The sequence below is a fragment of the Sphaerisporangium sp. NPDC004334 genome (assembly GCF_053602655.1).
Window position 1 is genome coordinate 199,320 of sequence record NZ_JBSGDZ010000014.1, and the last position, 21,808, is coordinate 221,127.

Sequence of the window (21,808 nt, forward strand, 5' to 3'; positions counted from 1 at the left end):
ATCAACGGCGCGGAGCGCTCGAGCCGGGATCAAGACCGCGATCAAGACACAGCCGAGAACGACAGGAGGCGGTTCGACGTGATGTTCCGTGTCGACCGAGACGTACTCGCAGAGGCGGTCGCGTGGACCGCCCGAAGCCTTCCCGCCCGGCCCTCGGTGCCGGTGCTGGCGGGCATGAGGCTGGAGGTCACCGAGGAGCAGCAGCTCAAGCTCTCCGGCTTCGATTACGAAGTCTCCGCCGAGGTGACCCTCGAGCTGCAGACCGGCGACCCCGGCCTGGTGCTCGTCTCCGGCCGCCTGCTCGCCGAGATCACCCGCGCGCTTCCCTCACAGCCTGTGGACTTCGTGGTGGAGGGCGCCAAGGCGGTCGTCACCTGTGGAAGCGCCCGCTTCACCCTGCTGACGATGCCCGCCGAGGACTACCCCTCGCTCCCGGCGATGCCGCCGGCGGCCGGGCGGGTCGGCAGCGACATCTTCTCCTCGGCCGTCGCCCAGGTCGCCGTGGCGGCCGGCAAGGACGACACGCTGCCCATGCTCACCGGCGTGCGCATGGAGATCGAGGGCGACACCGTGACCCTCGCGGCGACCGACCGCTACCGCCTGGCCGTCCGCGAGCTGAAGTGGCAGCCCGACCAGCCCGACTTCTCGGCCATCGCGATGATCCCGGGCAGGACGCTCGCCGACACCGCCAAGTCGCTGACCACGGGCGCCGAGGTCGAGATCGCCCTCAGCTCCTCCGGCGGCACCGGCGAGGGCATGATCGGCTTCTCCAGCGCCGGCCGGCGCACCACGACCCGGCTCCTGGACCCGGAGTTCCCGAAGTACCGCTCCCTGCTGCCGACGGAGTTCTCCGCCCACGCCGACCTCGCCACCTCCGCGTTCGTCGAGGCGGTCAAGCGCGTCGCGCTGGTCGCCGAGCGCAACACCCCGGTGCGCCTGGCCTTCCACGGCGGCGAGGTCGTGCTGGAGGCCGGCAGCGGCGACGAGGCCCAGGCGGTCGAGGTGCTCCCGGTCGACTTCGACGGCGACGAGATCAACATCGCGTTCAACCACCAGTTCCTGCTCGAGGGCCTGGGCGCGATCGACTCCGACGTGGCGCGGCTGCAGTTCACCACCTCCACCAAGCCCGCCATCCTCACTGGTGGCAAGCCTGTGGACGACGGTGCCACCCCCGACTACAGGTACCTCATCATGCCCATCAGACTGTCCAGTTAGGATCCCCCTGGTCCACATCGAATGGACGGGGCGGGGCAGGGTACGGCGCGTGGGACACGTCGTCGATGACGGAGATCTTGGCAAGGGGTGGCTGCGATGCAGATCGGCATGATCGGGCTGGGCAAGATGGGCGGCAACATGGCCGAGCGGCTGCGCCGTGCCGGGCATGACGTGGTCGGCTACGATCGCAACCCCGAGTCCAGCGACGTCTCCAGCCTCGACGAGCTCGTCCAGCGGCTGCAGGCGCCCCGCGTGGTGTGGGTCATGGTCCCGGCCGGCGCGCCGACCAGGGCCACGATCGACCAACTCTGCGAGGCGCTGTCGCCGGGCGACATCGTGGTGGACGGGGGCAACTCCCACTACCTCGACGACAAGAAGCACGCCGACCAGCTCGGCGCCCGCGACATCGGCTTCGTCGACGTGGGCGTCAGCGGCGGGGTGTGGGGCCTGCAGAACGGCTACGCCCTGATGGTCGGCGGCGACGCCGACGCCGTCGGCCGCCTCATGCCGATCTTCGAGTCGCTCAAGCCCGAGGGCGAGGACGGCTTCGTCCACGCCGGCACGGTGGGCGCCGGCCACTTCGCCAAGATGGTCCACAACGGCATCGAGTACGGCATCATGCAGGCGTTCGCCGAGGGCTGGGAGCTGCTGGAGGCCACCGACATCGTCACCGACGTGCCGGGCGCCTTCAAGAGCTGGCGCACCGGCACGGTGATCCGCTCCTGGCTGCTCGACCTGCTGGTGCGCGCCCTGGACCAGGATCCCGACCTGTCGGAGCTCAAGGGCTACGCCGAGGACTCCGGGGAGGGCCGCTGGACGGTCCAGGCCGCCGTCGACCACGCCGTGCCGCTCCCGGCCATCACGGCGGCCCTGTACGCGCGCTTCTCCTCGCGCCAGGAGGACTCCCCGGCCATGAAGATGGTCGCGGCCCTGCGCAACCAGTTCGGCGGCCACGCGGTGGCCTCCGTCGAGGGCCAGCACACCAAAGGCGCCGACGCCCCCGGCGCGGACGTCACCCCCCCGATCGACGGACACTGAGCACCTCGGCCTCGCTCCGCTCGGCGGCTCGGGGCGCCCTTGAGGGGGCGTGCGGTGCCGTCGTGGTGGTGGCGGTGTGAACGGTGTCGGAAGTTGTACTGATGTTGTCGTAGGGGCCCAGTAACCTTCGTGGGGTGCATGTCGCCCACCTGTCGCTGACCGACTTCCGGTCCTACTCCTCCGTGGAGCTGGCCCTGGAGCCGGGGGTGACGGCGTTCGTGGGCCCGAACGGCCAGGGCAAGACCAACCTCGTCGAGGCCCTGGGGTACGTCGCGACACTCGGCAGCTTCCGGGTGGCGACCGACGCGCCGCTGGTCCGTCAGGGCGCCACCCGGGCGATCGTCCGTGCCGTGGTGGTCCGTGACGACCGCCGCGCCCTGGTCGAGCTGGAGATCAACCCAGGCCGGGCCAACCGCGCCCGCCTCAACCGCGCCCCGGTCGCGCGGCCGCGCGAGATCCTCGGCCTGCTGCGCACGGTCCTGTTCGCCCCCGAAGACCTCGCGCTGGTGAAGGGCGACCCGTCCGACCGGCGCAGGTTCCTGGACGACCTGCTGGTCTCCCGGGCGCCCCGCTTCGCCGGGGTGCGGGCCGACTACGAGCGGGTGCTGAAGCAGCGGGGCGCCCTGCTCCGCAGCGCCATGCAGGCGCGTCCTGGCCGCAGGCAGAGCTCGCGCCGGCAGGAGGCCGAGGCGGGGTTCGCCGCGGCCGGCGCCGGGGACGCGCTCAGCACGCTGGAGGTCTGGGACGCCCACCTCGCCCGCCACGGCGCCGAGCTGCTCGCCGCCCGCCTCCAGCTCGTGGCGGCGCTGCGCCCGCTGGTGGCCAAGGCCTACGCGCTGCTCGCCCCGTCGTCCGCCCCCGCCGGCATGGAGTACCGCCACACGTTGTCCACAGCGGTGGACGGCCTGCCGCCGTCTCCGCCCGGCGAAGGCCACACGGCCGCAGGGCCGTCCACAACGCCCGAAGCGGCACTCCCAGGCACCTCGGGCACCCTGGGCCTGGAGGAGGCCCTGCCGGACCGTTCCGCCTTGGAAGAGGCGCTGCGGGCGAGCCTGCTCGCGGTCAGGCAGGCCGAACTCGAACGCGGCGTCACCCTCGTCGGGCCGCACCGCGACGACCTGCTGCTGCGGCTGGGCGACCTGCCCGCGCGCGGCTACGCCAGCCACGGCGAGTCCTGGTCGTTCGCGCTGGCGCTGCGCCTGGCCGCCTACGACCTGCTCAGGGCCGAGGGCGGCGACCCTGTGCTGATCCTCGATGACGTCTTCGCCGAGCTCGACGCGCGCAGGCGGCGCAGCCTGGCCGAGATCGTCGCCTCCGCCGAGCAGGTCCTGATCACCGCGGCGGTGCCCGAGGACGTCCCCGCGCAGCTGTCCGGTGCCCGGTTCGACGTCGCGGAAGGGAGCGTCGCCCGTGTCAGGTGAGACCTCTGGAGTCCAGTCCCCCGACATCGTCGCGGCGCGCGGCGCGGCGCTCGCGCGCGAGAAGCTCGCCCAGGCCAAGGCCGACGCCGCCAAGCGCGGGCAGCTTCCCCGGCGCGAGCCCCGCCGCCGCTCGGCCGCCCGCCGGGACGCCGGCGATCCGCAGCTCTTCGGCCGTGCCATCCGCGATCTGCTGGCCGACCGGGGGTGGGAGGAGCCGCTCGCGGTCGGCGGGGTGTTCGGGCGCTGGCACGAGATCGTCGGGCCCGATCTCGCCGCGCACACCAAGCCGGAGACCTTCTCCGAGGGCGAGGTGCTGGTCGTCGCCGACTCCACCGCCTGGGCCACGCAGGTGCGGCTGCTCGCTTCCACCCTGGTCAGACGGCTGAACGAGGAGCTCGGTGACGGCACGGTCCAGCGGGTGAAGGTCCGCGGGCCGCAGAACGGCCCGAGGCCCTCGGGCGGGCTGCGCGTTACCGGCAGCAGGGGCCCCCGTGACACGTATGGTTGACAAAGGGCTCACAGCGTCGCCCGGCCGGCGACGGAGGGGGCTCTTCCCCGGGGAAACCGATCAGAATCACGGTGGCGGCGGTGACCCCCCTCCCCCGTGGGGGGATGCTCAGTAAGGCATCCAACGCCCGACAGGCCACCACAGCGGCCGTCAATGCCACCTGATGCGCTTCTGACCGGTAGAATGAACTCGGATTCCGGACACGTCCGCATGCGAGTCACCCCCGGCCGCGCGCCGATCTCCCACGGGTGGTCGCATCGAGGCACTCACGACGGTGACGGGCACGGCAGGAGCAGCCGCATCACGGCCTCTCCTGTCGCGTGTCCGCGGCAGGAGGATTTGGCACTTGTCCTACGACGCTAGCTCAATCACCGTTCTCGAAGGGCTTGAGGCGGTTCGTAAGCGCCCTGGCATGTACATCGGCTCGACCGGAGAGCGTGGTCTCCACCACCTGGTCCAGGAGGTTGTGGACAACTCCGTCGACGAGGCACTCGCCGGCTACGCCGACCACATCGAGGTCACTCTCCTCGCGGACAACGGCGTCCGGGTAGTGGACAACGGCCGCGGCATCCCGGTGGGAATCGTCCCCGGCGAGCAGCGGCCCGCCGTCGAGGTCGTCCTCACCGTCCTGCACGCGGGCGGCAAGTTCGACAGCAAGTCCTACGCCGTCTCCGGCGGCCTGCACGGCGTCGGTGTGTCGGTGGTCAACGCCCTATCCACCCGCCTGGAGGTGGAGATCAAGACGGAGGGCCACTACTGGCGGCAGTCGTACGTCGAGAGCAAGCCCACCGGTCCCCTGGTCAAGGGCGAGCCCACCGAGGAGACCGGCACCTCGATCACCTTCTGGGCCGACGGCACCATCTTCGAGACCACCACGTGGAATTTCGAGACCCTGTCGCGCCGGCTCCAGGAGATGGCCTTCCTCAACAAGGGCCTGACGATCGTCATCCGCGACGAGCGGCCCGACCACGTGAACGGCGAGCCGCATGTGGTGACCTACCACTACGAGGGCGGCCTGTCCGACTTCGTCCGGCACATCAACGCCAAGAAGGAACCCGTCCATAACTCGGTCGTCGACTTCGAGTCCGAGGGCGAGGGCATCTCCGTCGAGATCGCCATGCAGTGGAACGGGTCCTACAGCGAGTCGGTCTACACCTTCGCCAACACCATCAACACCGCCGAGGGCGGCACCCATGAGGAAGGCTTCCGCGCGGCGCTGACGACGATCGTCAACCGTTACGCCCGCGAGCAGAAGTTCCTCAAGGAGGGCAAGGACGACAACCTCACCGGTGACGACATCCGTGAGGGCCTCACGGCGATCATCTCGGTGAAGCTCGCCGACCCGCAGTTCGAGGGCCAGACCAAGACCAAGCTCGGCAACACCGAGGCCAAGTCGTTCGTGCAGAAGGCCTGCAACGACTTCCTGCGCGACTGGTTCGAGCGCAACCCGGGCGAGGCCAAGGAGATCATCAACAAGTCGCTGCAGGCGTCCCGCGCCCGCATCGCGGCCCGCCAGGCCCGCGACCTCACCCGGCGCAAGTCGCTGCTGGAGGCCGGTTCGGGGTTGCCGGGCAAGCTCGCCGACTGCCAGTGGACCGAGCCCGAGAAGTGCGAGCTGTACATCGTCGAGGGCGACTCCGCGGGCGGCTCCGCCAAGGGCGGCCGCGACCCGAAGTTCCAGGCCATCTTGCCCATCCGCGGCAAGATCCTGAACGTCGAGAAGGCCCGCATCGACCGCGTGCTCAAGAACAACGAGGTGCAGGCGCTGATCACCGCGCTCGGCACCGGCGTGCACGCCGAGTTCGACATCGCCAAGCTCCGCTACCACAAGCTCATCCTTATGGCGGACGCCGACGTCGACGGTCAGCACATCACCACCCTGCTGCTGACGCTGCTGTTCCGCTTCATGAGGCCGCTCATCGAGGCGGGGCACGTCTACCTCTCCCAGCCCCCGCTCTACAAGATCAAGTGGGACCGGAAGGGTGAGGACGCCAGCTACGCCTACTCCGACCGCGAGCGCGACTCCATCATCGAGGCCGGCATCGCCAACGGCCGGCGCGACCCGCGCATGCACGACGGCGTTCAGCGCTTCAAGGGTCTGGGCGAGATGAACGCCGCCCAGCTCTGGGACACCACGATGAACCCGGCGACCCGGGTCCTCCTTCAGGTCACCCTCGACGACGCCGCCCAGGCCGATGAGATGTTCACCGTGCTGATGGGCGAGGACGTCGAGGCGCGCAGGTCGTTCATCATCAGGAACGCGAGGGATGTCCGGTTCCTTGACGTGTAACGGCTGCCGTACAGACTCATCTCCGAAAAGGACGTACCACCCGTGACGGAAGTCAACACCCCGCCTGGGCCGCCCGCCGACCGCATCGAACCGGTCGACATCCAGTCCGAGATGCAGCGCAGCTACATGGACTACGCGATGTCGGTCATCGTGTCCAGGGCGCTGCCGGACGTGCGGGACGGCCTCAAGCCGGTGCACCGGCGCGTGCTCTACGCCATGTACGACGGCGGATACCGGCCCGACCGCGGATACTTCAAGTGCTCCCGCGTCGTCGGCGACGTGATGGGCTCCTACCACCCGCACGGCGACGCCTCGATCTACGACACGGTCGTGCGGCTCGCGCAGCCGTGGGCACTGCGGTACACGCTGGTCGACGGCCAGGGCAACTTCGGCTCCCCCGGCAACGACCCGGCCGCCGCCATGCGGTACACCGAGTGCCGTCTCGCGCCGATCGCCATGGAGATGCTCCGTGACATCGACAAGGAGACCGTCGACTTCCAGCCCAACTACGACGGCCGTTCGCAGGAGCCGATGGTCCTGCCGTCCAGGTTCCCGAACCTCCTGGTCAACGGCTCGGCGGGCATCGCGGTCGGCATGGCGACCAACATCCCGCCGCACAACCTGCGCGAGGTCGCCTCCGGCGTCCAGTGGTGCCTGGAGAACCCCGAGGCCTCCGAGGAGGAGCTGCTCGAGGCGCTCATCGCGCGCGTCAAGGGCCCCGACTTCCCCACCGGCGCGCTCATCGTCGGCCGGCGCGGCATCGACGACGCCTACCGCACCGGGCGCGGCTCGATCACCATGCGCGCCATCGTCGAGGTCGAGGAGGACCCCAAGGGCCGCCAGTGCCTGGTCGTCACCGAGCTGCCCTACCAGGTCAACCCGGACAACCTCGCGCTGACCATCGCCGAGCTTGTCAAGGACGGCAGGGTCAACGGCATCGCCGACGTGCGCGACGAGACCTCTTCGCGCACCGGCCAGCGCCTGGTGATCGTCCTCAAGCGCGACGCGGTCGCCAAGGTCGTGCTGAACAACCTCTACAAGCACACCCAGCTCCAGACGACCTTCGGCGCCAACATGCTGGCCCTGGTCGACGGTGTGCCGAGGACGCTGCGCATCGACCAGTTCGTCAAGCACTACGTCGAGCACCAGATCGAGGTCGTCGTCCGGCGCACGCGCTACCTACTGCGCAAGGCCGAGGAGCGCGCCCACATCCTGCGCGGCCTGCTCAAGGCGATGGACCGCATGGACGAGGTCATCGCCCTGATCCGCCGCTCCCCCTCGGCGGCGCAGGCGTCCGGCGGCCTGATGGAGCTGCTGGAGATCGACGAGATCCAGGCCCAGGCCATCCTGGACATGCAGCTGCGCAAGCTGGCCGCCCTCGAACGCCAGCAGATCACCGACGAGTACAACGGGCTGATGACGCAGATCGCCGACTACCAGGAGATCCTGGCGTCGCCGAGCCGCCAGCGGCAGATCGTCGGCGACGAGCTCGGCGAGATCGTCAACCGGTACGGCGACGAGCGCAAGACCGAGATCATCGCCTACGACGGCGACATGTCCATCGAGGACCTCATCGCCGAAGAGGACATGGTCGTCACGATCACCCGCGGCGGCTACGCCAAGCGCACCAAGACCGACCTCTACCGCGCCCAGAAGCGCGGAGGCAAGGGCGTGCGCGGCGCGCAGCTGCGCCAGGACGACATCGTCGAGCACTTCTTCGTCACCACCACGCACCACTGGCTGCTGTTCTTCACCAACAAGGGCCGCGTCTACCGCATCAAGGCCTACGAGCTGCCCGACGCCGGCCGCGACGCGCGCGGCCAGCACCTGGCGAACCTTCTGGCCATGCAGCCCGACGAGCACGTCATGGAGGTCCTCGACCTGCGCGACTACCAGGTCTCCCCGTACCTGGTGCTCGCCACCCGCAGCGGCCTGGTGAAGAAGACCCGCCTGTCGGAGTACGACTCCCCCAGGTCCGGCGGTCTGATCGCCATCAACCTCCGCGACGACGACGAGGTGATCGCGGCCCGGCTGGTCTCCGAGGAGGACGACCTGCTGCTGATCTCGCGCGGCGCCAAGTCCATCCGCTTCACCGCCTCCGACGACGCCCTGCGCCCCATGGGCCGGGCCACGAGCGGCGTCATCGGCATGCGCTTCCTCGACGGCGACGAACTGCTGGCCATGAACGTGGTCAGCGACGGCGCCGACGTGCTTATCGCCACCGTAGGTGGGTATGCGAAGCGGACACCCGCGGATCAATATCCTGTCCAAGGAAGAGGCGGGCAAGGTGTACTGACTGCGAAGATTGTGAGTGCCCGTGGCAAGCTGGTCGGAGCAGTCATGGTGAGCCCCGAGGACGAGGTGTTCGCGATCACCTCTGCCGGCGGGGTGATCCGGACCAGTGCGGGTGAGATCAAGCAGTCCGGCCGCCAGACCATGGGAGTGCGCCTGATGAACCTCTCAGAGGGAGACAGCGTGGTTGCCCTCGCCCGCAACGCCGAAGCGCTGGACTCCGAGGACAACGGGGGAGATGACGAGGAATGAGCCCTCAGGCCAACTCCGGTGGTTCCGGCGGGCCCGGTAAACCGACCGGCACCTCGGCGAACCGCAAACGCGCCACGCCAAAGGCCGCCCGTCCGGCGTCCTCGGTGAACTCCTCGACGCGCAATCAGGTGACGGAGAGCGTGAACACCTCGGAAAGTACGGGCAAGGTCCGTTCCCCGGCCGACCAGAGTGATGACAGGGTTGTCGTCGTGTCCAACGACGACGACGCGGCGGCTCCCGCCGCAGGCGGCGAGGGAGCGGACGCGACGCTGCACATCCGCTCCTCCTCGGTGCCCGACAACTCCTGGTCGCCCGCCGCCGACGGCCAGGGCGCCGGCCCCACCAGGCCCTCGCCCAAGCCGCAGACGCCTCCGGCGCCCGGGCCGAACGCCGGTCCGAGCGCGCGTCCCGCGCCCTCCGCCACTCCGCGTCCCACGCCTGCCGCCGCCCCGCGCACCGGCTCGCCGGCACCTGGCACACTGGGCTCCGGCCCGGGACGCCCCGGCTCGCCCGGTACCGCGCCCGGAGGTCCCGGTTCGTCGGGTGCCGTTCCCGGCGGTCCCGGCGCGCCCGGCTCCGGCCGTGGGGGCCCTGGCGCGCCCGGCTCCGGCCCGGGGCCCCGTCCGGGCGCCACGGGCACCCGGCAGGGTTTCGGCGCCGTGTCGGCCCTGGCCACGCCCGACCCCATCGCCAGCGCCCGTCCGGAGCCCCGCGACAAGCCGGCGGCCCCCAAGGCGCCCCGCAAGGCCCATCTGGTGCTGCGCAGGGTTGAGCCCTGGTCGGCGATGAAGTTCAGCTTCGTCGTCTCGCTGGTGTGCTTCGTGGTGCTCTTCGTGGCCGTCGCGGTCCTGTACGGGGTGCTGTCGGCGCTCGGCGTCTTCGACTCCATCGTCAACACCGTGACGCAGCTCACGGTGCCCGACGGCAAGACCAGCGCCGGCATCGACATCAAGTCCTGGTTCGAGCCGGTGCGCATCCTCGGCTACACCGCCCTGCTCGGCGCGGTGAACGTCGTCCTCATCACCGCCCTGTCCACGCTGGGGTCCGTCATCTACAACGTTGCCTCCGACCTGGTCGGCGGCGTCGAGGTGACCTTCAGCGAGGCCGAGTGACCCCACCCGTGGCCCGCGGCCGGGCACACGCCGTCGACGCCCCCGATCGCCCGCGGCTCCACCAGCGCGGGCGATCACCGGCGAAATCCATGGCGCGGACGGGCCCCGGAGCACGGTAAGCTTTTCCCTGTCGGTGAGACCGTTCGCTTCCGCGCCACGGAGGCGATAGTCTTCTCTCCGCCAGCGGGGCTATAGCTCAGACGGTTAGAGCGCTTCCCTGATAAGGAAGAGGTCCCAGGTTCAAGTCCTGGTAGCCCCACCCAGATAAACCGCCCCGAACGGATCTCCGTCCGGGGCTTTTCATTGCGGCCACCACCGCAACGGCGCCGGCGTCTCAGTCGCCGTGATGGTGCTCGCAGTGCCTGGCCTCGTTGGCCGGCACGTTCAGCGTGGGGTTGCGGTCGAAGAACCCGTACGGCGTCAGCGAGAAACCGGCATGGTCCACCGGCATCACCGGCCAGTCCTCGGGCCGCGGGAAGTGGGTCACGCCGAAGGTGTGCCACAGCACGACGTCCTCGCCGTCCAGGGGCCGGTCACCCGCGACGTACGCGGGCAGGCCGTCGCCGCCCGGGTTCTGGTTGACGAACTCGCCGGCCGGGTACCGTTCGTCGGGTGCGTACCGGGTGATCCACAGATCCCGGGTGGTGAAGGCCGCCCGTGCGGCGATCGACGAGGACGGGTCCGCCAGCAGGGTGGGGTTCTGCTGGGCGCGCAGTACGTAGCCGGTCGGCCGGCCGAGCCGGTTGGTGCGCTCGGTGCTCACCACGTGCCAGGTGCGCCCGACCGAGGCGTCCGCACTGCGCACCCCCTCGGCCTCGCTCGCGATGCGGGTGCGGGCGTAGCTGAAGGCGTTGCCGTACGGGTTCTCCGGTGAGACCGGCACCCGGACGGCGTCGACCTCGTCGACCGCGTTGCGCGGGCCGTCGACCATCATGTCGAGGCGAGCGCTGAACAGGTGCTGGTGGAAGGGGGCGCCCAGGCCCGGGGCCACCTCGGCGGCGTAGGGCGACTCTCGCGGCCCGCGGTAGGCCGAGGTGAACAGAATGCCGGTGAGCTTGGCCTCGCACTCGATCCTGCCGTCCAGGTAGAGATACCAGTAGAAGCCGTAGTCGTAGTTGCCGATCGTGGTGAAGAACGAGATCACCAGGCGGCGCTGGCGGCGGACCTCGGCCGAGTTCGGGGTGTAGATGTCGGTGTGCTTCCAGAGCGTGCCGTGGTCCTCCTCGTGCAGGCAGATCGCGTTGGGGATGCGCCGCACGTCGCCGGTCTCGTCGGCCAGGTCGACGTCGACGTAGTGGATCTCGCCGAGGCAGTCGCAGCCGAGGGTGAGCGAGTTCGCGAATCGGCCGAAGAGGTATTCGCCGGTGTCGAAGTAGTTCTGCCAGAACCGGACGGGCGCCGGATCCCCGTACGGCACGACCATCTCGGCGATGGAGGCGCGGTAGACGACCGGCCGGACCTCGCCGTCGTGGTCGGGGTCGGCGTAGGCGAGCCGGTGGAGCACCAGGCCCTCGCGGGCGTCGAACCCGAAGTAGAAGGACCAGTTCGCCCAGGTGACCCGGTCGCCCTCGACCTGGAACGAGGGCCCGTCGGGCTGGGTGATCTCGATGGGTCTCAAGGTCTCCAACGGCGCCGGGCGCCCTCGCGGGAGATGGAAGTCGCTCAGCTCCCGCGGCAGCGGGAAGACACCGATGTCGATGACCTCGGTCGCCTTCCTCTCGACGAGGTCGACGTAGGCGCTCAGCCCGTCCACCGGGTGCGCCCAGACGTGGCCGTCAGGGTCGGACACCGCGAAGCAGAGCACGCGGATGATGCGCCTGCCCTGCTCGCCGGGCAGGTCGAAGGAGCCGGCGGAGAGCGGCGCGCATCTCACCTGCTCCGGGGTCAGGCCGCGCTCGGCCAGCGCGTCCACCCAGGCCGGCTCCTGGGCGAGGATCCCGTCGACCGACATGAACTCCTCGACCAGGATGGGCATCCCGCCGTGGGAGCCGTCGACGTCGGTGATCGCGGCCACCGCGCCGGCGGTGAGGTCGACGGTCACGTCCCGGGCGTCGCCGGTCGCGGTGTCGAGCAGCAGCGCCCGCGCCCGGCGGTCGGGTCTCGGCCCGGTTCCGGCGTGGAACGCGAGCACCTCCTGCTTGTGCGGCTCGAGCAGGCCGACGTAGACGAAGCGGACGCTTTCGCCGGCCAGGCCGGCTTCGCGTACCAGGACGGCGGTCCGCTCGATCTCGGCCGCGGTAAGGCTGGAAACCGGGGTGGTAGGAGTGGTCATGGGATCCTCTCTCGGGTGGGACCGCGTCGAATTCCGGATATGCCGTGCGGGTAATGGGTGGGCACGTTGTGGGACGGGAGCACCGAGGCGTACAGCAGGAAGCCCAGCCGGTGAAAGCAGAGAAGAGCGCGGCGCGATGACCGCGCTGTGGGTGGCCTGCGAGATGGTGTGCCGGAGGTCCTCGGCCTCGTCTCGGAAAACCTCCGTCGACTCGGAGCCGGCGCGGATGAACCTCAACGCCGGTGCGGGGGAGTCGTGACGGAATTCTCTCCCAGAAAGCGACAGCGAGAGGCTCCGGCCGGCGATCAGCGGGGAGAGCGCCGTGTCGGCCAGGATTTCCAATGTGAGCAGGTTGATAGCTCGGCTTGGGTGAGGTTGAGGCGTGCCCGGGGTTTCTTTGAGTCCGATTTGTGGATTTCGTGCCGTGCTGATCGTGTTCTTGAACGCTATCGGCGCCGGTATCTTCGGGCTGCTGTGACGTCGCCGTCCGTTATACCAGATCTCCGGGTACTCGAAAATGGCGTCGGCGAGCTCGATCCGGGTGCTTTATCTTCCTGGCGCGCACAGCTCCCTCTTTCGCCATGACCGAAAAGCGGAGACGTTCTCCTGGACAAGGGGCACTCGCCGGGCGGCGATCATGCGTGCGGGCGACCGGTCGGTGTCCGATGTTCTCCGCCGGCTTCATGACCTGCACACTTCACCATCAGGATCTATGAGAAAAACTCATAAGATGCGATAAACCAGACCTAGCAGAACATGCCCGCACCTCCATCACCATGCGGGACCGTGGCCTGATTCTGACAGCCCATCTCCATCTGAGGCCTTGCGCCGGACTGTCGGCGATGATTAGGTCATCTACATGACGAGCGTGCCGCTGAGTGCGACAGGTGAGAGTAAGGCGGGATTCACCGTGTTCCATCCACGGTGGACCTCCACCAGAATCTGATCATCGACATCATCGCCGCCGAACCGGCTGAGCCACTTGGACGTAGCGTTACCAGAAGGTCAAGAGTCCCTCGCACGCCCTGCCACTGTCATCGACCGGCATTCCGCCTAGGTATTGGACCGATACAACGCGTCAGGTCATGTCCGTAAGGGCATGAATCCACCTCGCGTCCCGGTCGCCGGGAAGCTCTTCCTCTCTCGACGTTCCACCGCAGATCGTCCTTTGTTCTCGAGATCTTTCATGTGATCGCACGGGAATTCAGTTCGTCATGCCCGAATTCCCGGTCGAACGCGATCACATGAGGGTTTCTCGGCTCCGGACCAATTTGGAGTCCTCTCCGTGACGAGTTCGCTTTCCGATGTCCAGAGTTCCTTTCCGCAGCCGGTGACCGGTGAAAGTTCCCATTCGCCCACGCCCGGTCTCACCGCGGCCTTCGACCCCGGACGTTTCCACGACGGCGCCGTGAACATCGTCAGACGCCTGACGACGTATCTGGTCGACCAGTCGGTCCGGGGACTCGACCTCCTGCACCCGGAGGCGCTGCTGAAGGCCGCGCGGGAGCTGATGACCCTCGAACGGCAGGGCATCGCCGACTTCGACGCCGATCGGGTGAACCAGATCGTCGACCTGTACACCGAGACCGGCATCCCGGTCTACTCACCCGGCTACATGGGCCGGCAGTTCTCCGGCGTGGTGCCACTGGCCAGCCTCATCGACCTGGTCGGCTCGGTGGTCAACCAGCCCTCCTCCTTCTATGAGGCCGGGCAGCTCCCGAACGTCGCCGAGCGGCTCATGGCCGAGGAACTCAATCGGTACATCGGCGGGGACCCCGACCGGTTCGCCATGGTGACCACCTCGGGAGGCTCCCTGGCCAACCTGACCGCGTTGCTCGCCGCCCGCAACCGCGCCTTCCCGCAGATCTGGACGGCCGGCGCCGGCGGCACGCCGGGCCGCCCCGCCATCGCGGTCAGCGAGGAGGCGCACTACAGCGTCACGCGCGCGGCGGGCGTGCTCGGCATCGGAGAACGGCAGATCGTCCGGCTCCCCGTCGATCGGGCCGGGCGGATACGTCCCGATCTGGCCGCCCCTGCACTGGACGAAGCGCACCGGCGTGGCCTGCGGCCGTTCTGCCTGGTGGCCACGGCCGGGACCACGTCGATGGGCGCGTTCGACCCGTTGGAGGAGCTCGCGGCCCTGGCGCGCCGGTATGGGCTCTGGCTCCATGTGGACGGGGCGCACGGGGCGAGCCTGCTGCTGTCGGACCGGCACCGGCACAAGCTGCGCGGCATCGAGCGGGCCGACTCCCTGACCTGGGACGCCCACAAGATGCTGTTCATGCCGGCGCCCTGCACGCTGCTCTTCTACCGCGACAAGACGGCGGCGCGCGGCGCGTTCCGGCAGCGTGCCAGCTACGTCTTCGACGAGGAACCGGACGTCTACAGCGCCTACGACAGCGCGGACAAGAACTTCGAGTGCACGAAACGCCCGATGATCATGCCGCTCTGGGCGGTCTGGTCGGTCTACGGGCCGGCGCTGTTCACGCAGAAGATCGACCGGCTGTGCGCGGTGGCCCGGCAGGCGTACCAGATGGTCGCCGCCGAGCCGGACTTCGCCGTGGCGCACGAACCGGAGTCCAACATCCTGTGCTTCCGGTACCGGCCGGACGGGGTGGACCCGGCGACCGTGCACCGGCTGCAGCTGGAGATCCGTAACCGGATCCGGGACGGCGGGCGCTTCTTCATCTCCAAGGTCGACATCGACGGGGTGGCGGCGCTGCGCGTGGTGGTGATGAACCACCTGATCGACGCCGACCACCTGGCCATGCTCATCGCCGAAATCAGGGACATCGGGCAACGAGTGCTGCGCGCGAGCGCCACGGCCCGGCACGACCAGCGCGACGGGAGTCATTCATGACCATGACCGATCTGGACGTCACCGCCTCGGCGGACCTGGCGGCACGACTGATCCCGGAGGAGGAGCTGCGGCCCCGCTCCGTGGACGACGTCACCCGGCTGCCGTCGTTCGGCGAGAAGCTGGAGGAGTGCGGGCGGCTCACCGGGACTCCGTACTGCGAGTCCCCGCTCGGCCTGCAGGACGCGCTGGTGTTCCGCCGGCTGCAGCAGCTCGTCGGCATCGCCCTGCTCAACCCGCTGTGGCGCGAGCGGCTGCACTACTTCGGGATCCGCAGCGCCCCTACCGACATGTCCGAGTGGGAGCGGATCCCGCTCTCGGACAAGATCGTGCAGAGGGACATGTTCATGGGCGCGCGGGCCGGCATGGTCGTGCCGCTCGACCGCGGCGGGTTCGAGGTGGTGGCCAGCGGCGGCACCGGTGACGGCATGCCCCTGGAGATCGTGTACTCCCTGAGGGAGCTGCGCGACACCTACCGCATCGCCGGGGCGTTCATGGGCGCCTACCAGCTCGGCCGCTACCTGAGCGGCCCCGGGCCGCGCTGGCTGTTCACCACCCTGGCCGACTACCAGATGTGGAGCAGCGGCACCATGGTCGGCGGCGTCCTGTCCCAGGTCCCGGGAGTCAACTACATCGGCGCGGGGCCGGTGAGCGCACCGGTGCTCGAGCACATGTTCTCCTATCCCGGTCACAAGGCGCTGATGGGGATCACCGCCGGCATCGCGCTCCTGCCCGAGCTCGGTGCGGGCCTGACGCCGCAGGCCAGGGCGAGCTTCCGGGTCGCCATGTACGGCAGCGGCTCCCTGCCGCAGCGCAAGCGGGACGAGCTGCAGGCGTTCTTCCCCAACGTGTCGATCCTCAGCTACTTCGCCGCGACCCAGGCCGAATGCGTGGGGCTCCAGCTCGACCACACCTCGCCGGCGCTGTCCGCCGTGCCGGGGCTGCACCTGGTGGAGATCGTGGACGAGCATGGCCGTGCCGTCGCCGAAGGGGAGGAGGGCGAGCTGGTCGTCACCCGGCTGCACGCCGACGAGACGCCGCTGCTCCGGCTCAAGCTCGGCGACCGGATGATCCGCCGCCCCGCCCTGGACGGGCCGGGGTTGCGCACCGAGCGATTCGAGTTCGCCGGGCGCACCGCCGATGTGCTGCACCTCAACGACAGCCAGTACTCGGCGACGCTGGCCTACGCCGCCCTGCGCGGGCGGCTGTACATGGCGTCCGGCGTCGACCTGGACCTGGTCGCGCACGAGGTCCAGTTCCACAACCACCGTGAGGACCGGATCCTCACTCTGCTGGCGGCGGTGGACGACGCCGAGGGCACGGCCGCGGCCGTCGAGCACGCCCTCGGCCCGAGCGGGACGCGGCGGCTGTTCACCCAGGCGCTGCCGAGCTCCCTGTCGCTGTTCAACGACCGGGAGGCGAACGCGATGGCCATCGAGCAGACCGGATACGAGTTCCGGCTGGTGTTCGTCCCCCCCTCCTCGCCGCAGATCGAGCGGACCGCCGTCGGCAAGACGCCGCTGGTCAGGGACCGGGGCTGAGCGCGTGACCGCCCGTCAGCCCAGGAAATCCGACAAGGAGGATCGATGAAGGAGAAGGTCAGCATCGTCGTGATGGTCGACGCCGTCGGGGCGTTGTCCGATCGGACGCTGCACAACGGCAACATCTCGCTGGTCGACGACGGCTCGGCGGGGAGCCGGCACCAGGGCACCCCCGACCTCGTCACGGCTGTGGTCCCGGGGCAGGTGGTCCAGTGGACGCCCATCCACGTGGACGTGCAGACCCCGGTCGAGATCCAGGCCATCGAGTTCCTGCCCGGCGCGGCCATCCCGCTTTCGCAGGACCCTGGCGTGCCGCCGTACCCGGTGGAGCCCCCTGCCGTTCCGGTGTCCGACGCCACGGGTTCCGACGGGCAGGAGAACCACGACCTGCTGGTGTGGGAGGGCATCGTTCCCTACACCATGGCGCCCGGTGTGCCCTACCGGTACCGGCTCTCGCTCAAGCTCCACGAAGGGCCCAACAGCGTGCTGCACATCGACTCGCCCGCGCTGCTGCGCGTGTGAGCCACGTTCTGCGAAAGGCGGTTCCATGGCACAGCAACACGGGATCATCGTGCTGTTCGACGTCGAGAACGCGCTTCGGACGCGGTCCCTCGACGGCAACACCTACTGGTTCGACAACATGAAGTTTCTCGGATCGGCCGGAGAGGGCACCGGGGAACTGGTGACGATCGTGCCCGGCACCTATTTCCTCGACGGGTCGCAGGCGACCGAGCAGGTGCTGAACTGGCTGCCCGCGGCGCTCGGGGCGATCCCTCCGACGGTGCCGCGCAACTACCTGGCCGAGCAGGAGCGCGCCCACGACCGGCGCACGCTGGAGCAGCTGGCCGCGCTCGGCGGCGAGGGCCAGGCGAGCGGCGCCGAGCTGGCGCGGCTGCAGCAGAGGGTCGGCAAGCGTCCCCGCAAGCAGGCAGGCGGGCGGGGCATGACCGCGGCCAAGCTGCTGGACGTCACCGGGAAGACCACCGACAGCGCCGCCGCGTACAACTACCCGGCCCCGGTGATCACCGACATCACCGGCCAGGCCGTCAGCGAGAAGATCATGTACCCGGCCCAGTACGGGTCGCCCGACATGGTCTACGACGGTTGGTACTGGGCCGCGACCGTGGACACGAGCCGGCCGGGGGTCTACCCGTACACGGTGCACGTCCAGCTGCACGAGTTGGTCGAGCAGAACGACGAGCTGGTCTGGCAGTCCGTCGACCTGACCTGCGAGTCCAGCCTCAAGATCACCAACGACCCGAAGCGCAACGCCTTCACCGGCGCCGGACTGGGCGTCCTCCCCCTCCCGGCCGTCCCTCCCGCCGTCTGACCCGGCCCGACCCCTTCCGACCCGGTCCGACCCGGTCCGACCCGGAGCATCTTCGCGAACGAAGGAGCCGCATTGCCCCCGAGGAACCGACAGTCCGAACACCGGCCCGCACGGCCTGTGACGATCACCGCGGTGATCGACCCCGTGGCCGCGCTGGCGTCGGAGAACCTGGACGACAACCTCTACCTCTACGACACCAACAAGGCCGCCGGGTCCTCCGGCTTCGGCACCCCGGAGCTGCACAGCCGGGTACGCAAGGGCGACACGCTGCTGTGGAACGTGATCCCGCTGGAGTGCGAGACCTACGTGACCCTCGCCGACATCGAGATCGACCCGCGGATCGCCGAGCCCACGCGCAAGGTGTATCCCGGCACCGACATCGTGTTCTGGACCGCCGAGGTCAAGCAGGACCTCACCAAACCGGTGCCGTACCGGCTCTCCTTCCTGCTCGGCACCGTCGGCACGCCGTTCACTCCCACCGCCCGGCCGGCCTTGACCAGTGCCGCCGGCGAAGGAAAGGAAGGCCGATGACCCAGGCGTACGCGGCCACGGACTTCGCCGATCGCGGCCAGCTCAACTCCGTCCAGCTGAACGTGGTGACCCTCGTCGACATGGAGAAGGCCGCCGCGACGAAGTCCCTGGACGGCTGCCTCTACATGATGGACAACAGCGTCGGCGGCGTGGGGCAGGGCGGCGACCATCTGGAGACCATCTGCAAGCAGGGGCAGGTGATCAACTGGATCGTCCGCCCGATCGACATGCATCGCCGTCCGGACGGCACCTGGCCCCCGATGCCGAAGATCAACAACCTGGTCTTCCTCGACATCGAGAAGGGCGACGAGGACGACGTCGCCGAGCGCCGGATCATGACCGAACTCAAGGTCTACGGCGCTCCCGACCGGATGCGCGACCAGTACACCGCCGTCTACTACTACTGGGCCGGGGCGGTGATGAGCGACGCCAAGCCGGGGGTCTACCGCTATCGGTTCGTTCTGGAGCTGGAGAAGGAACACGGCACCGACAAGGTGTACCTGAACTCGGCCAACTATCCCGCCCTGCGGGTACTGCCGGTCTGAGGTCCCGGGACCGGTGAGCGCGGTGTGGTGAGGAGGGCTCGTCATGGCCGCCCGGCGGCGGCCATGACATGCCGGAGACGGCCCGCGTCCGTTCGGTTAACGTGGTTCGCAGATGACCGGCGGTGCGCGGCGAACGGAGTTGCTCATGACGACCACCATCACCGTGATCGGCGGCCCGACGGCCCTGCTGGAGCTCGGCGGGCTGCGCATCCTCACCGATCCGACCTTCGATCCGCCGGGGGATCACTCCGTCGGGCCGCTCACGCTCACCAAGACCACCGGCCCTGCCCTCTCCTTCGCCGACCTCGGCCCGGTGGACATGGTGTTGCTCAGCCACGACCAGCATCCCGACAACCTGGACAAGCTGGGCCGCGAGGCGATGGCCGCCGCGCCGCTGACCCTGAGCACACCCGACGCCGCCGCGAACACCGGCGTCACTCCGCTGGGACCCTGGGAACACCACGACGTCGGTCCGGTCCGCGTCACCGCCGTTCCCGCCCTGCACGGCCCGCCGGGAAGCGAGCCCATCGTCGGTCAGGTCACCGGCTTCGTGCTCTCCGGCGCCGGGTCGCCCACCGTCTACGTCAGCGGTGACAACGCTTCGCTGGAGTACGTGGAGCTCATCGCCGGGCGGTTCCCGGCCATCGACGTCGCGCTGCTGTTCGGCGGCGCCGTCCGCGTCCCCATGCTCGACGAGCGGCTCACCTTGAACGCCGCCGAGATGGTGGTCGCCGCGCGCCTGCTGAAGGCCCGGCAGGTCGTGCCGCTCCATGTCGAGGGCTGGAGCCACTTCACCGAGGACCAGGCGGACGTGCACACCGCCTTCTCCGAAGCCGGTCTCGACCACCTGCTCGTCTCCCCCGCTCCAGGGCGACCGGTCACTCTGATGTCCGCCTGACGATGCGGAGCGGCGGCTGTAGGTCCGCCGCCACTGAGCGCGGCGGGCCGCCGGGGAAGTGAGTGCGCGGCGCGGGTGGCCCGCGCCGCGCACCGCGTGCTGTTTCGTCAGGTACGCCGGCAGGTGTCAGGCGTAGAGGAAGTACCGGTAGTCGTTGGGGCCGACGCTCTGGTAGGAGCAGTAGTAGGAGGTCCACCAGCCCCACTGGATGCCGAGCTGCCCGCCGTTCACGCAGTCCGAGTACAGGAAGTAGACGTACCTGATGCTTTCGGCTTGGGCGGGCGCCGTGCCGAGCGACAGCGACAGGCCGGCGGCCAGAGCGGCCGAGACGAGTAGGGCTCTGATTTTGCGCATGCGATCCTCCTGCGGCCGGATAAGGGGGACCGCTCGCCCTGTACGCGGACGCTCGCGTCCGGGAGGCGAGTGGCACCCGCACTATCGCATCGCGGATGACGCCCGGCCAGATCGCGCCCACCCGGGCGGATCCGGGCGCGCGTGACCTGGATCGTGGTGCAGAGAAGGGGGAGCGGGCGTGAAAGGTTCACCACGCACGGGCGCCGGGGGCGGGGAAACGGCTCCGAGCATGATCCACCGAGAACGAGGCGTCCACGCGGAGGCGGAGGCACCCTGGGGACAACTCCGTTGCTCCAGGCAGGCGGCGCGAGAGATGATCCGGAGTCACGGCGCGAGAGATGGTCCGGCGATCACGTTGCCAGAGGTGATAGGTCGGCCACGTAGTGAGAGAGGTGGCGTCCGTTGAGCTGGACCAAGCACTCCACCCCCGAGCACGAGGCCATCGCGGGTGCGCTCACCATCCTGCGCTGCCAGGTGGGCTCCGGCGTGCACGGTACGGCCATCGCCGGCACCGACGACCGCGACGAGATGGGCATCTGCCTGGAACCGCCGGACTACGTCATCGGCCTGCGCCACTTCGACCAGTACGTGTACCGCACCCAGCCCGAAGGCGTCCGCTCCGGCCCGGGTGATCTCGACCTGACCGTGTACTCGTTGCGTAAGTGGATGCGCCTGGCCGTGGGCGGCAACCCCACCGTGCTGCTGCCGCTGTTCGTCCCGGAGTCCGAGATCGTGTCGGTCACCGACCTCGGGCGCGACCTGCGCGCGGACCCGGGCCTCGTGCTGTCCCGGCAGGCCGGCCACCGGTTCCTCGGCTACCTGCGCTCGCAGCGCGACCGCATGGTGGACCACTCGCAGGGCAAGCGCACCAACCGGCCCGAACTCATCGCGCGGTACGGATACGACACGAAATACGCCGGGCACATGGTTCGCCTCGGCGTCCAGGGCGTGGAACTCCTCGAGACGGGCCGCATCACCCTGCCCATGCCGGAGCCCTGGCGGTCGCTCATCGTCGGCATGCGGCAGGGCGCGCACACCAGGGAGGAGGCCCTGGCCCTCGCCGCCGACCTGGAGGACAGGCTCGAGCGGCTCATCCCGGTCTGCGACCTGCCCGAGCACCCCGACATGGACCGCGTCAACCGGTGGCTCGTCGCGGCCTACCGCGAGACGTGGGCGTCGGGCGTGCCGTTGTCCTGACCGGTCAATGGACGTCCGGGCGGGTGCGCCGAGGCCGGCCTCTCCGTGATCGTCGCGGCGGCGGAGGGGGCCGGGCGGGCAGGAATGATAGACTTTCTCCCTGTGCAAGGCCGCTTTCCCGGTTCCGGGGGCGGCCATCCTGCTTTTCAGGTGTC

Annotated in this window: 17 protein-coding genes and 1 tRNA gene; 16 read left to right on the forward strand and 2 right to left on the reverse strand. The window is 69.4% G+C overall.

Annotation, left to right across the window (positions count from 1 at the left end):
- Nucleotides 1-78: 78 nt before the first annotated feature.
- The 8 genes from dnaN (at nucleotide 79) to ACWEN6_RS20205 (ending at nucleotide 10,387) form a co-directional block, all read left to right on the forward strand.
- Nucleotides 79-1,215 (forward strand): DNA polymerase III subunit beta, encoded by a 1,137-nt coding sequence (dnaN, locus tag ACWEN6_RS20170; RefSeq protein WP_354927657.1) that lies wholly within the window; start codon nucleotides 79-81, stop codon nucleotides 1,213-1,215.
- An 87-nt stretch (nucleotides 1,216-1,302) separates the two neighbouring features.
- Nucleotides 1,303-2,253 (forward strand): phosphogluconate dehydrogenase (NAD(+)-dependent, decarboxylating), encoded by a 951-nt coding sequence (gene gnd, locus ACWEN6_RS20175; protein WP_380831071.1) that lies wholly within the window; start codon nucleotides 1,303-1,305, stop codon nucleotides 2,251-2,253.
- 134 nt (nucleotides 2,254-2,387) lie between these two features.
- The gene (gene recF, locus ACWEN6_RS20180) at nucleotides 2,388-3,674 is read left to right on the forward strand and encodes a DNA replication/repair protein RecF (RefSeq protein WP_452571729.1); all 1,287 of its coding nucleotides are present in this window, start codon (nucleotides 2,388-2,390) and stop codon (nucleotides 3,672-3,674) included.
- On the forward strand, nucleotides 3,664-4,182 hold the full coding sequence (locus tag ACWEN6_RS20185) for a DUF721 domain-containing protein (protein WP_354927663.1): 519 nt from the start codon (nucleotides 3,664-3,666) through the stop codon (nucleotides 4,180-4,182). The genes recF and ACWEN6_RS20185 overlap by 11 nt, the downstream gene beginning before the upstream one ends.
- 346 nt (nucleotides 4,183-4,528) lie before the next feature.
- Nucleotides 4,529-6,472: a DNA topoisomerase (ATP-hydrolyzing) subunit B gene (gyrB, locus tag ACWEN6_RS20190; RefSeq protein WP_452571731.1), complete on the forward strand. Its 1,944-nt coding sequence runs from the start codon at nucleotides 4,529-4,531 to the stop codon at nucleotides 6,470-6,472.
- A 42-nt stretch (nucleotides 6,473-6,514) separates the two neighbouring features.
- Entirely contained in the window at nucleotides 6,515-9,016 is a 2,502-nt protein-coding gene (gene gyrA / locus ACWEN6_RS20195; RefSeq protein ID WP_452571733.1) for a DNA gyrase subunit A, read from the forward strand.
- Nucleotides 9,017-9,225: 209 nt separating this feature from the next.
- Entirely contained in the window at nucleotides 9,226-10,128 is a 903-nt protein-coding gene (locus ACWEN6_RS20200) for a DUF3566 domain-containing protein (RefSeq protein WP_452571735.1), read from the forward strand.
- Between the two features lie 185 nt (nucleotides 10,129-10,313).
- Nucleotides 10,314-10,387, forward strand: a tRNA-Ile gene (locus ACWEN6_RS20205).
- Nucleotides 10,388-10,462: 75 nt separating this feature from the next.
- Here the strand turns inward: ACWEN6_RS20205 and ACWEN6_RS20210 are convergent.
- Nucleotides 10,463-12,400: a primary-amine oxidase gene (locus ACWEN6_RS20210; RefSeq protein WP_452571737.1), complete on the reverse strand. Its 1,938-nt coding sequence runs from the start codon at nucleotides 12,398-12,400 to the stop codon at nucleotides 10,463-10,465.
- A 1,408-nt stretch (nucleotides 12,401-13,808) separates the two neighbouring features.
- On the opposite strand from ACWEN6_RS20210, the gene ACWEN6_RS20215 reads away from it, so the two are divergent.
- The 7 genes from ACWEN6_RS20215 to ACWEN6_RS20245 all read left to right on the forward strand — a co-directional run bounded on the left by ACWEN6_RS20215 (nucleotide 13,809) and on the right by ACWEN6_RS20245 (nucleotide 20,102).
- Nucleotides 13,809-15,260: a pyridoxal phosphate-dependent decarboxylase family protein gene (locus ACWEN6_RS20215; protein ID WP_452571739.1), complete on the forward strand. Its 1,452-nt coding sequence runs from the start codon at nucleotides 13,809-13,811 to the stop codon at nucleotides 15,258-15,260.
- Entirely contained in the window at nucleotides 15,257-16,798 is a 1,542-nt protein-coding gene (locus ACWEN6_RS20220; protein WP_452571741.1) for a hypothetical protein, read from the forward strand. Before ACWEN6_RS20215 ends, ACWEN6_RS20220 begins: the two co-directional genes overlap by 4 nt.
- Nucleotides 16,799-16,843: 45 nt before the next feature.
- Nucleotides 16,844-17,320, forward strand: a complete 477-nt coding sequence (locus ACWEN6_RS20225) for a hypothetical protein (protein WP_452571743.1) — start codon at nucleotides 16,844-16,846, stop codon at nucleotides 17,318-17,320.
- A gap of 25 nt (nucleotides 17,321-17,345) precedes the next feature.
- Nucleotides 17,346-18,128: a hypothetical protein gene (locus tag ACWEN6_RS20230; RefSeq protein ID WP_452571745.1), complete on the forward strand. Its 783-nt coding sequence runs from the start codon at nucleotides 17,346-17,348 to the stop codon at nucleotides 18,126-18,128.
- A 132-nt stretch (nucleotides 18,129-18,260) separates the two neighbouring features.
- Nucleotides 18,261-18,659 (forward strand): hypothetical protein, encoded by a 399-nt coding sequence (locus ACWEN6_RS20235; RefSeq protein ID WP_452571747.1) that lies wholly within the window; start codon nucleotides 18,261-18,263, stop codon nucleotides 18,657-18,659.
- Complete coding sequence (locus tag ACWEN6_RS20240; RefSeq protein ID WP_354927683.1) at nucleotides 18,656-19,204, forward strand: hypothetical protein; 549 nt, start codon at nucleotides 18,656-18,658, stop codon at nucleotides 19,202-19,204. Before ACWEN6_RS20235 ends, ACWEN6_RS20240 begins: the two co-directional genes overlap by 4 nt.
- A 145-nt stretch (nucleotides 19,205-19,349) precedes the next feature.
- Nucleotides 19,350-20,102: an MBL fold metallo-hydrolase gene (locus ACWEN6_RS20245; RefSeq protein WP_452571749.1), complete on the forward strand. Its 753-nt coding sequence runs from the start codon at nucleotides 19,350-19,352 to the stop codon at nucleotides 20,100-20,102.
- A gap of 126 nt (nucleotides 20,103-20,228) precedes the next feature.
- Here ACWEN6_RS20245 and ACWEN6_RS20250 read toward each other — a convergent pair whose 3' ends face one another.
- Nucleotides 20,229-20,456 (reverse strand): hypothetical protein, encoded by a 228-nt coding sequence (locus tag ACWEN6_RS20250; RefSeq protein ID WP_452571751.1) that lies wholly within the window; start codon nucleotides 20,454-20,456, stop codon nucleotides 20,229-20,231.
- A 402-nt stretch (nucleotides 20,457-20,858) separates the two neighbouring features.
- Here ACWEN6_RS20250 and ACWEN6_RS20255 point away from each other — a divergent pair, with 402 nt between their 5' ends.
- Nucleotides 20,859-21,653, forward strand: a complete 795-nt coding sequence (locus tag ACWEN6_RS20255; protein WP_452571753.1) for a nucleotidyltransferase domain-containing protein — start codon at nucleotides 20,859-20,861, stop codon at nucleotides 21,651-21,653.
- The last annotated feature ends 155 nt before the right edge of the window (nucleotides 21,654-21,808 follow it).

What these genes read in the sequence shown, in the direction of transcription:
- ACWEN6_RS20210 (WP_452571737.1), bottom strand. Translation starts at nt 12,400, where the DNA reads ATGACCACTCCTACCACCCCGGTTTCCAGCCTTACCGCGGCCGAGATC.
- ACWEN6_RS20220 (WP_452571741.1), top strand. Translation starts at nt 15,257, where the DNA reads ATGACCATGACCGATCTGGACGTCACCGCCTCGGCGGACCTGGCGGCA.
- ACWEN6_RS20225 (WP_452571743.1), top strand. Translation starts at nt 16,844, where the DNA reads ATGAAGGAGAAGGTCAGCATCGTCGTGATGGTCGACGCCGTCGGGGCG.
- ACWEN6_RS20230 (WP_452571745.1), top strand. Translation starts at nt 17,346, where the DNA reads ATGGCACAGCAACACGGGATCATCGTGCTGTTCGACGTCGAGAACGCG.
- ACWEN6_RS20240 (WP_354927683.1), top strand. Translation starts at nt 18,656, where the DNA reads ATGACCCAGGCGTACGCGGCCACGGACTTCGCCGATCGCGGCCAGCTC.
- ACWEN6_RS20245 (WP_452571749.1), top strand. Translation starts at nt 19,350, where the DNA reads ATGACGACCACCATCACCGTGATCGGCGGCCCGACGGCCCTGCTGGAG.
- ACWEN6_RS20250 (WP_452571751.1), bottom strand. Translation starts at nt 20,456, where the DNA reads ATGCGCAAAATCAGAGCCCTACTCGTCTCGGCCGCTCTGGCCGCCGGC.